This is a genomic window from Ornithinibacillus gellani (assembly GCF_003730295.1).
GTDB lineage: Bacteria > Bacillota > Bacilli > Bacillales > Amphibacillaceae > Ornithinibacillus_A > Ornithinibacillus_A gellani.
Genome location: NZ_QTSZ01000016.1, coordinates 42,740 through 57,828, shown reverse-complemented (window position 1 = coordinate 57,828; position 15,089 = coordinate 42,740). Strand labels below are relative to the sequence as shown.

Here is a 15,089-nt window from a genome sequence, read left to right as displayed (position 1 = left end):
GTGGAAAGGATAAGTGCTGAAAGCATCTAAGCATGAAGCCCCCCTCAAGATGAGACTTCCCATCACTTCAAGTGAGTAAGATCCCTCAAAGACGATGAGGTTGATAGGTCCGAGGTGGAAGCGTGGTGACACGTGCAGCTGACGGATACTAATTGATCGAGGACTTAACTAACTTATTTTGGTTGACATGTCATTGAATGATCGCTTATTTGGTTTTCAGGGTATAAATTTTTATTAAAAGGAAATTCTATCCATAAGGATTCGCTTCTATGGATATTAGAATGACCTGTATCCTGCAGGTCTGGTAGCAATAGCGAAGAGGTCACACCTGTTCCCATACCGAACACAGTAGTTAAGCTCTTCTGCGCCGATGGTAGTTGAGGCATCGCCTCTGCAAGAGTAGGACGCCGCCAGGCCGCTTTTTTGTATCTTAATTTATTATTTACTGCTATAATAAAGTTTGGATGTAAAGGTACATAAAGTAATACAATTTAATCATTAGTTTAACTTCTTATTCCACAGTAGCTCAGTGGTAGAGCAATCGGCTGTTAACCGATCGGTCGTAGGTTCGAATCCTACCTGTGGAGCCATTTCTATGCTTCCATAGCTCAGCAGGTAGAGCGCTTCCATGGTAAGGAAGAGGTCGCAGGTTCAAATCCTGTTGGAAGCTTTTCGATAGACGCTTGTCCTTAAAGGATGAAGCGTTTTTTTATTTCTTTGGCTGATTTAACGTAGCGAATAAATAATAAGAAGCCATTTTTCATTTATTGGTTTGGAAAAGTTCATGCATGATAATTAAGCTAAAAAAGCATCAAATCATATTGATTCGATGCTTTTTTAGCTTAATTTTATGGTTTTATCACAGATTAACTGGCTGTAAGCCCCCCACATTAAGAGTATTTGTTGATAACCAGAATTATAGGGGTCAACAGCCAGTAAAGGCCTGATTGGTTCAACTAACAATCAGCGGGGGGAGTGCAAAAACCCCCACTGATTGAAGTTTCACTTTATCACAGATTAACTGGCTGTAAGCCCCCCACATTAAGAGTATTTGTTGATAACCAGAATTATAGGGGGGATCAACAGCCAGTAAAGGCCTGATTGGTTCAACTAACAATCAGCGGGGGGAGTGCAAAAACCCCCACTGATTGAAGTTTCACTTTATCACAGATTAACTGGCTGTAAGCCCCCCACATTAAGAGTATTTGTTGATAACCAGAATTGTAGGTGGGGGATCAACAGCCAGTAAAGGCCTGATTGGTTCAACTAACAATCGCTAAAGAAACGTTTTATAAATTGTATTTTCCCTTCTTTTATTCACAAAATACAATAAATGTTTCATTCGTGAAAGGGGTTACAATTAATTAGTACCGGGATATGGAACTTTATTTCATAATTTGTTAATACCATTGTCACTGTGTTTCATAATAGGTATCATCGAACTTATAGCAGGGAGGACTAATCAAGTGAAAATCGCAACAATTCGATTAAAAGAATTTTATGGGCAGGCTACAATAACAGAAAAGGAAATTATCTCCTATATACTAGCCAACCCAGAAGAAACATCAAAGTTGACCATTTACCAATTGGCTGAAAGGACGTTTTCCTCACCGGCTTCCATTATTCGGCTATGCAAGAAGAATAAATTTAATGGATACAAGGAGTTTTCAAAATCCCTCCTTTTTGAACTAGCCGTTAGAGAAAACTATAAAAACAAAAGAATGGCGGATGTAACAAAAATAGACAGTGTCAAGGAAATTGTCGAAAAGGTAACGAATAAGAACATCTTATCATTAGAAGAAACAGAGAGTTTACTCGAATATGACGTGATTGATGCGTGTGTTAAATCCATTTATAGATGTGAGAAGCTGGTGTTATTTGGTATTGGAGCATCCTTAATTGTTGCCAAGGATGCACAGCTTAAATTTACTCGAATTAACAAGATGGTTTATGTTGCGGAAGATTGGCATACTCAATTGCTGATAGCAAAGAACATGGGGGTACAAGATGTTGGAATTGTTATTTCTTATTCTGGGGAGACAGATGAAATGATCCAATGTGCCAAAACAGTAAAGGAAAACCAAGCAAAACTTATTTCAATAACCAAGTATGGAGATACCACTATATCTGATATGGCAGATTATAGACTTTTTGTCGCTGCAAATGAATACGCTTTCAGAAGTGGGGCGATGTCTTCGAGAATTTCCCAACTGAATCTGATTGATATTCTTTATACGACTTATGTAAACATGCATTATGAAAAATCAATTGAAATCTTGGGGAAAAATCTGATTAAAAAGGAGTCTCATTAAATGATTAACTTAGATACGATGACAACTGAAAAGCAAAATGCAAATACACTAAATTTGGACCAAATGCCCGTAGCAGAAGCATTAAAGACTATGAATAAGGAAGATCAGCAGGTTGCAAAGGAAATTGAGAACCACCTTCCAGAAATTGAGAAAGCGGTAAAAGTAGTTATCGATGCTTTTAACCAAGGGGGTAGATTGATTTATGTCGGAGCAGGAACAAGTGGAAGGCTCGGCGTACTAGATGCGGTCGAATGTCCACCAACATTTGGTACAGATCCGACTCAAGTAATTGGACTTATTGCCGGCGGTGAAAAGGCATTTGTCAAAGCAGTTGAAGGGGCGGAAGATAGCGAAGCAATGGGGGTACAGGATCTAAAAAATGTTCAATTACAATCAAAGGATGTTGTTGTAGGTCTTGCAGCAAGTGGTCGAACACCTTATGTGATTGGTGCTTTAAATTATGCTAATTCCATAGGTGTGCAGACAGTTGCTATCGCATGTAACCAGAACTCTGAAATTGGAAAAATAGCCGCAATTCCTATAGAAGTAATGACTGGGCCTGAAGTGTTAACTGGTTCCACTAGATTGAAGGCGGCTACAGCACAAAAGCTAATTATAAATATGATTTCTACCATTTCCATGGTTGGAATTGGTAAGGCTTATAAAAATTTAATGGTAGATTTACAAACAACGAATGAAAAGCTGGAAGTTAGGGCATTACGCATCATTATGACTGCAACAGAAGTAAATATAGATATAGCCCAAACTAAATTAAAGGAGGCAGAAGGTAGTGTGAAGCTGGCTATTACCATGATTTTATTGGATTGTGATCTAACCACTGCTAAGCAAAAGCTTCAGAAATCAAAAGGACATATTAGAAAAACACAATAATATTCAGAGGGGGAGTGGGATTTAAATGGCGAATGAAAAAGAGAAGTTCATTGATGATATCGTGGAGCTGATTGGTGGTAAGCGCAATATCCAATCAGCAACCAACTGTATGACTCGAATGCGTATTCGTATTATAGATGAGGAACGTGTTGATGTTGCCAGCATAAAAGAATTAGCTGGGGTACTAGGTGTTGTTCAAGCGGATACGCTTCAAATAATAGTTGGGCCTGGTAAAGCGAAGAAATCAACAGATTTGTTGTTGGAAAGATATCATATTTCTGCAGAAGACGGTCCAAATGTAACAAATGACAGTCAAGCGGTTACGGAGGATTGGCAAGAAAATAAGGCTTCCATCAAACAAAAACAAAAGAAAGGTAAAATAAAAAACGCGCTTGAAACAATTGGTGGTATTTTTATTCCAATGATACCTGCCATCATTGCAGCGGGTATTTTTAATGGATTCAGTAGCTTAATTGGTACGCTTCAAGGGGAAGGAACACTGACAGCTGAATTTTGGGAAGCAACAAGATTATTATTTGCCTTAATCGGTACAGGATTTTTAGGATATTTCTCCATTTTTACAGGAATAAGTGCAGCAAAGCGTTTTGGAGCAACAGAAGCATTAGGTGGTATGATTGGTGCTATTTCTATAGCTACACCTCTCGTTGAACTCTCACAGCTCTTTGGTCTATATGATGCGGAGGAACCGTTAAACTCTATTTTAACGACTGGAAAAGGTGGAATTATCGGTGTGATATTTGGTGTGTTTATTTTGGCTAAGCTGGAAAAAGCCATACGTAAACGTGTTCCTGATGTATTGGATTTAATTGTAACACCGGTTGTAACCCTGTTTATTACCGTTTCACTCTTTGTATTTATTATTATGCCTTTATCGGGGATATTTTCTGATTGGCTTGTTAGTGGGCTAAGTGTCATCATTGGATCCGATAATACAATTGTAAGTATTATCTCTGGTTATATTTTATCAGCTGTATTTTTACCAATGGTACTACTTGGGCTACATCATGGATTAATTCCGATCTATGCTATTCAATTGGATTTACTTGGTGGTGTTTCACTTTTCCCAGTATTAGCCATGGCCGGTGCAGGACAGGTGGGAGCATCCATCGCTATTTATTTAATATGTAAAAAAGTAGGAAATCATCGCATGAAGCAAATTATCGCGGGTGCATTACCAGCTGGAATTCTAGGTATTGGCGAACCTTTAATTTATGGTGTTACTTTACCACTTGGTAAACCATTTATTACAGCAGGCCTTGGCGCAGGTTTTGGTGGCGCATATGTGATGATGATGCATGTTATGGCAAATGCATGGGGACCATCAGGATTAGTGGCTATTCCTTTGATGCATGCAGATAAAATGATTCATTATATTATTGGTATCTTTATCGCTTATACGGGTGGTTTTATTATGACACGTCTTCTCCTTAAAAAAGAGGATGTGGCAAATGCTTAACCCACTTGGGCTTTCTGTATATGTATCCACTTTTGAATCCCAGATGTTTAATTTAGAAGCGCTTAAAGATAAAAATAGCTACATTTTTACTTCATTTCATATTTCAGAAGAGATAAATGATGCATATGTAGGTAAGGCGAAGGCAATGTGTAAATGGCTTCAACAACATAAATTTAATGTGATTGCAGATATATCACCGAAAACACTGCAAATCTTTGGGCAAAAGGATCCTTTACACTTTGCCAAGGAAATGGGAGTTTCTGTGCTACGTTTAGATTACGGTTTTGATGTACAAGAGGTAAAAAGAATTGCTAAGCAGATTCCAGTTGCATTTAATGCTTCAACGATAAATTTAGCTAACCCATTTACTTATGAAGCACAAGGTTTGTATGCCATGCATAATTTTTATCCAAGGCCTGAGACTGGGTTGGATCGGCAGTTGTTTGAAACAATCAATCAAGCAATCAAGCAAAACGGGTCTACGCAAATTGTGGCATTTATTTCAGGTGATGACATATTACGTGGTCCAATTTTTGAAGGTCTACCAACATTAGAGGGTCATCGTGATTTGTTACCTTATGTTGCATATTTGGACTTCATTAAAAACAGTTCTGTTGATCAGGTTTTTATTGGTGATGTAAGTATTTCCTCCGAGCAGTTACACATGATTGAAGATTATAGAGCAAACAGGGTTATTACACTTCCTGTTAGGTTTGAATCCAATTATGAATATTTGTATGGTCATACGTACACCATTCGCATTGACTCACCAAGCGGAATCATGCGATTGCAGGAATCGCGAGAATTTGCTTCCAAAGGTAAAATGATAAAAGCACAATATTGTTCGGAAAGAAACAGAGGAAAAATTACGATGGATAATGAGGCATATCAACGGTACTCGGGAGAGGTTCAAATCATGCGTAATCATTATCCAAAAGATGAGCGAGTGAATGTCATTGGAGGAATAGTAGAATCATATGTCCCTCTAGTTGATTGTATTAAAAATGGAGATAAAATCCGGTTCGTCAAAAGTTCTGATTGATGATAAAAATAAACAAAATAAAGAAACGACAGAAATTCAGCCCAACCGAAACTATATGATGATTGCATTGTGAACTTAATACAAAACCCGGTCAACTGTATATTTTTTAGTAGTTGTCCGGGTTTTATTAATTTTCAATGAAGGCCTGTACCTATTGCGATTAAGCGAGTAGTAGCACAATCCTATTTTCGGATTATATTGTTTCTGCAAAATTTAATTTACGAAAGTCGTATGCTTTGCTTTCCAATCCTCCAGTTTAATAAAGACCCAAAAACCATAGATACCTAGTGTAATAACGGTAAAGAACCACCATTTAATCCAGTTTCCGAAAAGATGAACTGCCGAGCCGTTAAATTGCATACGTCTTCCTTCAATCACGGTATGATTAATCTTCCATCCATAAATCATTGTAATGGACCATGGATAACAAATACCGAGCGTAATAACAGTAATCAAGATACCAAGAATTTTCCAACCGATATACTGCAATAAACCACCATCAAAAAATGATGTTCTGCCTTTATGGGTTTGAATGGTTTGAACTTCATTCATTTCATTTTCCCCTTTCTATTTTTCTATTGAATTAAATCGATAATATTCCTGTTATTTATCATTATAATAAAACACCATTACAAATTTATGTGCTCGTTTATTTATACATGTTTTAGCTGTATTTTACCATTAGCCCGTATAAGCAAATTCATACGATTGCTGCTGTCATATATTCTGCTCGGAAGTAAACGTAAGCAATTTTAATGATAGATGAATGTCCAGGGCTTCTTCGGGACGATTTAATTGTATCCCGGTCATCTTGGTTATTTTTGTGATACGATTTTTTACTGTTTTCCAATGGATATGAAGCTTTGCTGCGGTGTTTTTATATCTTTGTTTTTCATCCAGGAAGACTTGTAATGTTTGTATCAGCTGATCTTTATTCGCCTCATCCGTATTCCATATCTTTTTTAGCTTTGGATTTATATAATAATCCAAGGAACCTTCCTTTTGCAGCATGGAAAATGTTCTATAAATCCCCATATCCGGATAGGAGTATACATACTTTCCGTGCTTTGAAAATAACTGCTTTCCTAACGCTAATGCGTCTTCTGCTTGATCAAAGGCTTTGGGGAAATCTAATTCCTGATTAACCATTTCAGATATACCAATGTAAATCTCATAATGCGCTATATCCATGGATAAAAGCTGTTGATACACTTCCTCTTGTATGTTCTCGCTCTTTTTATCAAACATCAAAACCAATTGATTTTCCTGCTTTTTATACTTTATCAATTTGGAATCACTGTGCCAGGCTAAAGTCAACCGATCCTCAAAAAGATTCATCAATTTGGCGTTAAAAGTATACGTTTCAACAATGATCACTACAAAATTACTTTCAGCTGAAAGTGTGAGGCGATCAAGTATATTTAGTCGGCTTCCCCCTCTGTTAGGATAGATGTCGTACGAGGCAAACGTGGTATGATTAAATAAATTACACGGAGGTCATCGTCATGACAAGAAAAAATGGAATACGTTATTCTGAAGAGGAAAAAGCAAAGGTTGTAAAACGAATGATGCCGCCCAAAAATGAATCGGTGTCCAAAATAAGTGAGGAGACTGGCATCTCCGATGTGTCTTTATACAAATGGCGTAAGGAAGCGAGAGAATCTGGTGTGGCAGCGCCAGGAAACGGACAGACCAGCGACAAGTGGAGCAGTGAAGACAAGTTCCTTATTGTACTGGAGACGTATGCCATGAACGAGGAGGAATTAGCTGGATATTGCCGTCAAAAAGGCTTATATCGGGAACAGATTATTGCTTGGCAGCAAACATGTATGCAAGCAAACGGAAAAGTTTTTGAAGCGTCTAAACAACTAAACGGGCAGTTAAAAGAAGAAAAACAACGTTCAAAAACATTGGAGAGAGATCTTAAGAAAAAGGAGAAGGCGCTGGCTGAGGCTGCAGCATTGTTACTTCTTAGAAAAAAGGCCCAAGCGATTTGGGGGGAAGAAGAGGACGAATGATTGATCCTTCAAATCGCGCTTTGGCTGTGGAATTAATTCAGGAGGCTAACCGAAATGGGGCTCGTCTTTCAAAAGCGTGCCAGGAACTACAAATTCATGTACGAACGTACCAGCGCTGGGTTGCTGAAGGTGGTGTGAAAGTCGATCAACGTCCTTGCGCAAAACGACCAGTGCCAAAAAACAAACTTTCGGAAGAAGAAAAATCCAGGGTGTTGGAAATTGTTAATCAAAAGGAGTATGCAGATCTACCTCCCACACAAATTGTGCCACACCTAGCCGATCAAGGGGAATATGTTGCATCCGAATCTACCTTTTATCGTATCCTACGTAAGGAACAAATGCAGAACCATCGCGGACGTAGTCCAAAGCCAAAGAAACGGGTTCCTGAAAGTCATTTAGCAACTGCACCAAATCAAGTTTGGACATGGGATATTACGTGGCTTGGAGGACCAGTGAAAGGATTATTTTACCGATTGTATTTGATTCTTGACCTATTCAGCCGTAAGGTTGTTGGTTGGGAAGTATGGGAGACAGAAGAAGCACGGTACGCAGAGAAGCTTGTGAAAAAAGCTGTGATGAAAGAGAAAATACAAGGGAAGCCTTTAGTGTTGCACTCGGACAATGGGAGTCCCATGAAGGCGGCTACGTTCCAAGGATTGCTTGAAACATTAGGCATACAAAGTTCATTTTCTAGACCAAGAGTCAGCAATGATAATCCATATTTGGAAGCGATGTTCCGAACGCTTAAGTATAGACCAGAATTTCCCCACAAGGGCTTTACATCATGCATCATTAGAAGAAGCACGAAAATGGGCTAGTCAGTTTGTCACTTGGTACAATGAGATCCACCTGCATAGCAGTTTGAATTTCGTTACACCAATACAGTGCCACAATGGAACCTATAGGGACGTGTTAGCTAACCGGGTGACTGTCTATGAAAAGGCCAAAAACAAGCATCCAGAGCGGTGGGCAAGAGATATAAGAGATTGGTCACCACACAAACAGGTGGCACTAAACCCAATGCAGGAGGAAGAGGTGAATTCTGTTTCGAGTTGATACAGGTAGAATGCCTCATAACCTAATTATTTGAAATGAAAGATGAATTTCCTTTCTTTTCAAATAATTAGGGCAGCAAGCGAAGCGCGGTAGTTTAACAGAAGCAATACATTTTCCAAAAACTAATCTACCAAATGCGACAACTATCTTGACAAACACCGGCTTCGATATGGCAATTCAACATCATGTAAAAGGTTGTGGATGGTTTGGACATATTTTTGTTGATTTCGTTTATGGATCGCTATGTTTTTAATATAGGTTAGTTTAATAAACGAAGCCGCAACATGTATGGCGATTTTCTCGTGATTTGTTAACGTTTCAGTATGTGTAGGAATCGTTAAGTACATTTTTTTCAGGCCTTCCAGCTGAATGGAAACAACATATGCTGTGACTGAATCATACGCCACAATAAATTCATTGATATGCTCCGCTGGGATGTGCTCCGCTAATGGCAATGGCGTCTGAACGTGATATGCCGTATCGCTTTCATAAAATTCAACAGAATGGTCAATCATATTCTTTAAGGAATGGATGATATCCTCTGTTTCCAAGCCATCCAAAGAAAGCGCTAAAAATTTTTCATATAATTTATGATAGTAATTTAATCGTTTATTTTCTTCATCAAAAAGTAGTTGCATGACTTCTTTCGTCACTATATTATAGGATGTTTCCTTAGGAATTTGGATGATTGGCATACCATAATGTATCCCGCCATCGATAATACCTTTGGGTACCTTCTTAACATATTTCTCTGTTTTTATGATGCATGCAGCTATCTCCATGTGATGTAATCGTTTGATGAAGTCAAATTGCTGCTCATATGAAAAATCCTGTGTAGCATATAAGCTGGTTAACATAACTGTCCCGGGTTTTGCCCATTCCTCAAAATCAGGTGTTTCCATGATTGAAATGTCATAAACGCTATGATGTACACCTTTTTTCCCTGTTAATAATCTGCTGTTATGCATGCTCGTTATTTTTAAAATATCTTTTACTTTAACCATACACATTCCTCCATATGCGCCAAATAGTAAGAAATAATCAAGATATTTCCCTATTAGGGCAATTGTTTTCTGTTTTTCATCATACTATACTTTATTTAACTTTTAAAAGCGTCGCTATTTGTCAGAAAACATCATGCAGTCGACATGAATGAAGAAGGAGCCTATGGTAATGGAAAATGTGCATTTGAAAACGATTCAGCCATCTGATTTAGGAGAAGTTACATTATTGGTTGGTGACCCCGGACGTGTAGAACTCATATCACAAAACTGGGAAGATACAAGACTTCTTCTGGAGAACCGGGAATTCATCTTGGTATCTGGAAAATGGAAGGGAAAAATTGTCTCTATTTGTTCAACTGGAATTGGCTTAGGATCTACTGAAATAGCGGTTATTGAGCTGATTCAAAGCGGTGCGAAAAAGCTAATCCGTCTTGGTGGATGCGGCACATTTGAAACAAATATGCGTACAGGAGATATTATGCTTAATCATGCGATGGCACGCGATAAAGGCATATTAGCCAATTATGTAGATGATAATTATCCTGCTGTTGCCGACTTTGATTTATTGCAAACCATTAAAACGCAAATAAAGCATGCAGGATTTCAGGTTCATAGCGGGATCGGCATGACAACCCAAAGCTATTATCTTGGACAAGGACGTGCACACGAAATTGAAAACGGTCCAAAGCCTGATCCTTCCATGTTGAACTACTGGAAGGATAGACATATTACCAATTACGAGATGGAAACGGCTATCTTATATTTGCTGGCATCTTTATATCAAATACCTGCTGCAAATTGTCTCGTAATCCATGTCAATCGCTCAAATGATGAATGGGTTCCAGATGAAGCCTATCAAAAGCTGCATCAAAAAGCAGCACAGGCAATATTAGATGCTTGTACCGCATAAATAGTACATCTACTTCAAAATTGGAAAAGAGGATTATGTAATGAACAACATAGAAAAAGTTGGTCAACAAGAAAAAGGATATAAAAAGAAGGTACTAGCCTCCTCTATGCTTGGATTAGGATTAGAAGGGATGGATATTTTATTTCTATCCTTTGTTTTAACGAGTATTATTACGGAATTCAATATTTCATCTGCAGCTGGTGGGGCTATTTCCTCTGTTACAAATATTGGGATGCTTGTCGGGGGAATTGGATTTGGAATTTTGGCAGATAAGATTGGCAGGGTTCGTGTCTTTACTTATACGATTTTCCTATTTGCTATTTCAACTGCATTGATGGCTTTTGCCAGTAATATGTCGATGATTTATATTCTTCGTTTCCTAGCTGGAGTTGGCGGTGGTGGTGAATTTGGTATTGGAATGGCTTTGGTTGCAGAGGCATTTCCAAAAGAAAAGCGCGGCCGGATGACTTCCTGGGTAACAATAGGTGGTCAGTTAGGTGCGATTGTTGCTGCGGTAGCTGCTGCAATCATCATTCCTCTAGGCGGCTGGCGTGCGCTATTCATCATTGGTATTCTACCTGTATTCTTAGCCTACTATGTAAGAAGAAATTTAGATGAAACCGATGATTGGAAGGAAGCAAACCGTCAGGCGATGCTGAACAAAAAAGAAAAGAATACCATTTCCCTATTGTTTACTTCACCGAAAACAACGTACACAACGATTGCATTAACGATTATGTCGAGTGTACAGGTGGCAGGCTATTTTGGGCTCATGAATTGGCTGCCGTCAATTTTGCAAAAACAAATTGGTTTAAGCATATCCGATTCGTCTCTTTGGATGATTAGTACCATCGTTGGTATGATACTGGGAATGCTGCTTTTTGGCCAAATATTAGACCGTTTCGGTGCAAAATGGTCTTATGGCATTTTCCTTACTGCTTCAGCTATTTCGGTGTTTATATATGTATTTGCAGATAGTGCAGTAACGGTTTTAATTGGTGGCGTGATTGTTGGTTTCTTTGCAAATGGGATGAATGCTGGATATGGTGCATTGATTAGCAGTTTCTATCCAACGAATGCTAGAAGTACAGCTAACAATGTTATTTTCAACACGGGGAGAGCGATAGGTGGTCTATCACCAATCGCCATTGGTTATTTTTTGGACAGCTTCAATATTACCGTGGCAATGACGTTCTTATCGGCAATTTATCTGATTTCGTTAATCATTATATTGACGATGCGCGATGTTCCGCTAAAAGGGATGAAGAAGGCGGCGCAGTAAAAGCATAAGTATAAAAAATAACCACCCAATGCATTCATAACTGGCATGCATTGGGTGGTTATTGCTTCATTTCATCTTTCACAGCCCACACATTCAAATTCGTGGGTGTTTTTTAACATAAATTCTCCGTTTACCTCATCGATTAAATTTTTATGCTTCAGCGAATAAACATTATCTCTGATTTCATAAAAATCACGGTAACTTGCTATGAGGTCTTTGATTTTTACAGGTGTAGGGTGTACCCTTTCCAACTCTAATAAAATGGCTTGTTCGATTAGGCTAAGATTATTTTTCATTGTTGTTGGTCCTTTGTTGTAGAATAATAAATGTGCTTATTTTACCCTGTAATCTCCTTTGTCGGTATACTCACGCACTTCGTCGCCCTCATTTAATGGATCAATCGTATGCTTGAGTCCATACCCTTTCGAAATCGTAATTAACGTTAACCACAAAACAATAATTGTAAATAACAAACTAACTACGATGGAAGTCATAATCATATTTTCTTTCCCCTTTAATTTGGTATTGTCCATCCCATAATTAAATGATTTATGTTTAACCATCATTATATCATGGATTCATTATTTTTTTGTGAACGTTTTCTCACATTTATATTACAGTCGATAAAGGGTGATTGGAAAACAAAAAAAAGAAGCAGAGACCGACTCGATCTCTACTTCCTTTTTTGTTATATGAAATTATTTTTCTTCACCAGTTCCTTGTTGTGCAGTAAATTTCCACTCCAGTTGAAGGGAATCGCCTTGAAATTGGTTCTGATCTTCCCCATTGTCTACAAAGTTAAATTTGACAACCAAGTCATCACTTGTGCCGGCTTCTAACCCTTTTTCACCAAAAGCTGGAATAAAGACATTTTCATTCACAGCTTCCGGTGTCATGTCTTTCAATTCTGCCAATGTAGTTTGGTAAATAACCTCATCCATCTTATCAGCGTTATACAAAAACTCTACTTCGATATGGTCGCCAAAATCCTCTGTGTTATCGTTATTGGCATCTATTACTTCATAATTCGTTTCCAGCAGTACTTTTTCGATATTTAATGTCCCGTCATTTTTCAATTCGAAATCGCGAATGATCGAATCTCCAGGCTTCAAGCTATCTACTTCAATAATTGCTTCTGGATTAACCGTTAAATTGAGTGTACCTGCTGCAAATGTATTATTGGTCTCTGCAGAAGAGCTGAAATAGGCATAGGTTCCTCCACCTACTAAAGATAAACCGAGTGCAGCCGTTAACATTCCTGTAGCAAGTTGTTTTTTGATTCCCATGATTCATCAACCTCCATTTTTTTGGTTATGGTTATAGTGGTTTTGTTGCTTCTTTTTGGTTTATTGATTGTAATGCATTGCGAATCGTGAATATGGAATACAATAGAAAGCATATACCAGGGATCACCAGGATAAGTGCCGCTCCTTCATTTGTATTAGCAGCATGCAGGATATAACCAATGTATGGGATGGTAAATCCTGTGTAAGCCCCAATGATTTGGGCAGGGGAAACAGCTTCCATATCTGGTGCATCATTGGCATCTCCCTTTGTGATATAAAGCTGATCCGCTTCCTTTACATCTATGATTCGGTGGGTAACGACGATGTTTTCTCCCGTTGTAAAGGTAATCACATCATCTTTTTTAAACGTATGATCGGTGTCTGTCTCCTTGATTGTAATGATGGAACCGGTCTGAAATAATGGCTCCATGGAACCGGAGAGAACCGTTTTGACTTGATAACCAAATATACTTGCTTGCCCTCCTGATGCCTTCATAATGAGGACAAAAAATAATGTCACAACGAGGGCAATCATGAGGAATGTCATCATACTATTCCCGATGGCTCTAACCACCCGTTTTGCTTTCATCCCATTCGGCTCCTTTTACAAAACATGTTTATTCCTGTCCCATAATCACCATTTTTCCAGTAAGTAATGTACTTCACCTTGTAAAATGTCATACGCACGTTTGGATAATAAATGATGATCCAGCTGGTAATCGAGTAAAGCTAGTAAACTATTTAAGTGTTTGACGACTTTTTCACCCTTATCATGTTGCTCGTAATGGCTGATGGCACTGAGGTGCAGCTTGATATCTTGTGCATCATCACGCGTTAATTCCTTTCCTTCAAAGCGTTCGACTAATGTTTTCATGTTGTTGGCACTTGCTGTGGTGTTCACGAATATGGGATAGTCGGTAATGATTCCGTCAACCCCCCATTCCATAAGCCGCTCCACCCATTTTCGATCTTTTATCGTATATGGCCAGGTTTTCAGTTCGTGCTCGTGAATGCGATTGACCGTGTCTTGATTGAGCAAGCTCTTATTCGGATTAACAAAATCAGCGTATGCCGAAAAGCTCATTAATTGTTCATTTGTAATCTCGCCATCTATCGTTTGTCCACTGCTAACCAATACCCCTGTAGGAACAGCGGGCAGGATGTCATGAAAGGATTGGACCACATCCCAATTAAAGGATTGTACAATGATGTTTTCAGCTTGGTGTAAATTACGCTCTATTAATGCATCTGCCACTTTTTGTTCTATTCCTGGATATAGATGTGGATCTTTTAGCTCAATGAGGATGCCAATTTTATCTTGATATCGATCTAACGCTTCCTCAAGGGTTGGAACTTTTTCACCTGCGAAGGATGCATCAAACCAGCTGCCAGCATCGAGTGCTCTTATTTCATCAAAAGTAAGGTCCTTTACCGCGCCAGTACCATTTGTTGTGCGATCAACGGTTGTATCATGAATGAGAACCAATTTACCATCCTTTGTCATTTGGACATCAAGCTCGAAAAAGTCTGCATCATATGCAATGGATCTATCAAATGCCGCAATGGTATTTTCCGGAGCTTGACCAGATGCCCCGCGATGGGCAATATTCATAACCTCTGTTCGCTTGGATGTGAGTGTATCACTCGCTAAAGCTGGAGAGGCCGGTAAGAAAATGACCAACCCCATAAAAGATACGACTGCAAATAAAACGGCTTTCCGGTAAGTTGAATTCATTTGCTTCCTCCTGTCATTGGCTTTTACAGTTTCCTATTTTCATAGATTTTATCCCGATTAACTGGCTGCAAGACCC

Annotated in this window: 14 protein-coding genes, 2 tRNA genes, 2 rRNA genes and 1 pseudogene; 11 read left to right on the top strand and 8 right to left on the bottom strand. The window is 38.6% G+C overall.

Features of this window, described 5'->3' with window-relative positions:
• From DX933_RS04135 to DX933_RS04100, 8 genes are all read left to right on the top strand, one after another.
• Positions 1-172: ribosomal RNA gene (locus tag DX933_RS04135) — 23S ribosomal RNA — on the top strand; the annotation flags it as partial.
• A gap of 128 nt (positions 173-300) precedes the next feature.
• Positions 301-416 (top strand): 5S ribosomal RNA (gene rrf / locus DX933_RS04130).
• Between the two features lie 99 nt (positions 417-515).
• Positions 516-590 (top strand) — tRNA-Asn (locus DX933_RS04125).
• Between the two features lie 7 nt (positions 591-597).
• A tRNA-Thr gene (locus DX933_RS04120) sits at positions 598-670 on the top strand.
• 796 nt (positions 671-1,466) lie between these two features.
• Positions 1,467-2,312, top strand: coding sequence for a MurR/RpiR family transcriptional regulator (locus DX933_RS04115; RefSeq protein ID WP_123315217.1), 846 nt, complete (start codon positions 1,467-1,469; stop codon positions 2,310-2,312).
• Entirely contained in the window at positions 2,313-3,203 is an 891-nt protein-coding gene (gene murQ / locus DX933_RS04110) for an N-acetylmuramic acid 6-phosphate etherase (protein WP_123315216.1), read from the top strand. It begins immediately after the preceding gene.
• A gap of 25 nt (positions 3,204-3,228) precedes the next feature.
• A complete protein-coding gene (locus tag DX933_RS04105) occupies positions 3,229-4,680 on the top strand; it encodes a PTS transporter subunit EIIC (protein WP_123315215.1) in 1,452 nt (483 codons plus the stop codon).
• The gene (locus DX933_RS04100) at positions 4,673-5,722 is read left to right on the top strand and encodes a MupG family TIM beta-alpha barrel fold protein (RefSeq protein WP_190279412.1); all 1,050 of its coding nucleotides are present in this window, start codon (positions 4,673-4,675) and stop codon (positions 5,720-5,722) included. The genes DX933_RS04105 and DX933_RS04100 overlap by 8 nt, the downstream gene beginning before the upstream one ends.
• Before the next feature lie 213 nt (positions 5,723-5,935).
• Here DX933_RS04100 and DX933_RS04095 read toward each other — a convergent pair whose 3' ends face one another.
• Positions 5,936-6,274 carry a YjgN family protein gene (locus tag DX933_RS04095; protein ID WP_190279411.1) on the bottom strand — a complete coding sequence of 113 codons (339 nt, stop codon included), beginning with the start codon at positions 6,272-6,274 and terminating at the stop codon, positions 5,936-5,938.
• 165 nt (positions 6,275-6,439) lie between these two features.
• Positions 6,440-7,141 carry a PucR family transcriptional regulator gene (locus DX933_RS04090; RefSeq protein WP_223805870.1) on the bottom strand — a complete coding sequence of 234 codons (702 nt, stop codon included), beginning with the start codon at positions 7,139-7,141 and terminating at the stop codon, positions 6,440-6,442.
• An 86-nt stretch (positions 7,142-7,227) separates the two neighbouring features.
• On the opposite strand from DX933_RS04090, the pseudogene DX933_RS18860 reads away from it, so the two are divergent.
• Positions 7,228-8,796: pseudogene (locus tag DX933_RS18860) on the top strand (IS3 family transposase).
• 143 nt (positions 8,797-8,939) lie between these two features.
• Here DX933_RS18860 and DX933_RS04070 read toward each other — a convergent pair.
• Positions 8,940-9,800: a PucR family transcriptional regulator ligand-binding domain-containing protein gene (locus DX933_RS04070; protein WP_190279409.1), complete on the bottom strand. Its 861-nt coding sequence runs from the start codon at positions 9,798-9,800 to the stop codon at positions 8,940-8,942.
• A 169-nt stretch (positions 9,801-9,969) separates the two neighbouring features.
• Here DX933_RS04070 and DX933_RS04065 point away from each other — a divergent pair, with 169 nt between their 5' ends.
• A complete protein-coding gene (locus DX933_RS04065; RefSeq protein WP_123315208.1) occupies positions 9,970-10,710 on the top strand; it encodes a nucleoside phosphorylase in 741 nt (246 codons plus the stop codon).
• A gap of 40 nt (positions 10,711-10,750) precedes the next feature.
• Positions 10,751-11,992 (top strand): MFS transporter, encoded by a 1,242-nt coding sequence (locus DX933_RS04060; protein ID WP_123315207.1) that lies wholly within the window; start codon positions 10,751-10,753, stop codon positions 11,990-11,992.
• Between the two features lie 71 nt (positions 11,993-12,063).
• Here DX933_RS04060 and DX933_RS04055 read toward each other — a convergent pair whose 3' ends face one another.
• The 5 genes from DX933_RS04055 to DX933_RS04035 form a co-directional block, all read right to left on the bottom strand.
• A complete protein-coding gene (locus DX933_RS04055) occupies positions 12,064-12,288 on the bottom strand; it encodes a hypothetical protein (RefSeq protein ID WP_123315206.1) in 225 nt (74 codons plus the stop codon).
• Positions 12,289-12,324: 36 nt separating this feature from the next.
• Complete coding sequence (gene ytzI, locus DX933_RS04050) at positions 12,325-12,492, bottom strand: YtzI protein (protein ID WP_123315205.1); 168 nt, start codon at positions 12,490-12,492, stop codon at positions 12,325-12,327.
• A gap of 198 nt (positions 12,493-12,690) precedes the next feature.
• Positions 12,691-13,278 (bottom strand): CalY family protein, encoded by a 588-nt coding sequence (locus tag DX933_RS04045; RefSeq protein ID WP_123315204.1) that lies wholly within the window; start codon positions 13,276-13,278, stop codon positions 12,691-12,693.
• Positions 13,279-13,309: 31 nt separating this feature from the next.
• On the bottom strand, positions 13,310-13,867 hold the full coding sequence (gene sipW / locus DX933_RS04040) for a signal peptidase I SipW (RefSeq protein ID WP_123315203.1): 558 nt from the start codon (positions 13,865-13,867) through the stop codon (positions 13,310-13,312).
• A 45-nt stretch (positions 13,868-13,912) separates the two neighbouring features.
• Positions 13,913-15,013, bottom strand: coding sequence for a glycerophosphodiester phosphodiesterase (locus DX933_RS04035; RefSeq protein ID WP_123315202.1), 1,101 nt, complete (start codon positions 15,011-15,013; stop codon positions 13,913-13,915).
• Positions 15,014-15,089: the final 76 nt, after the last annotated feature.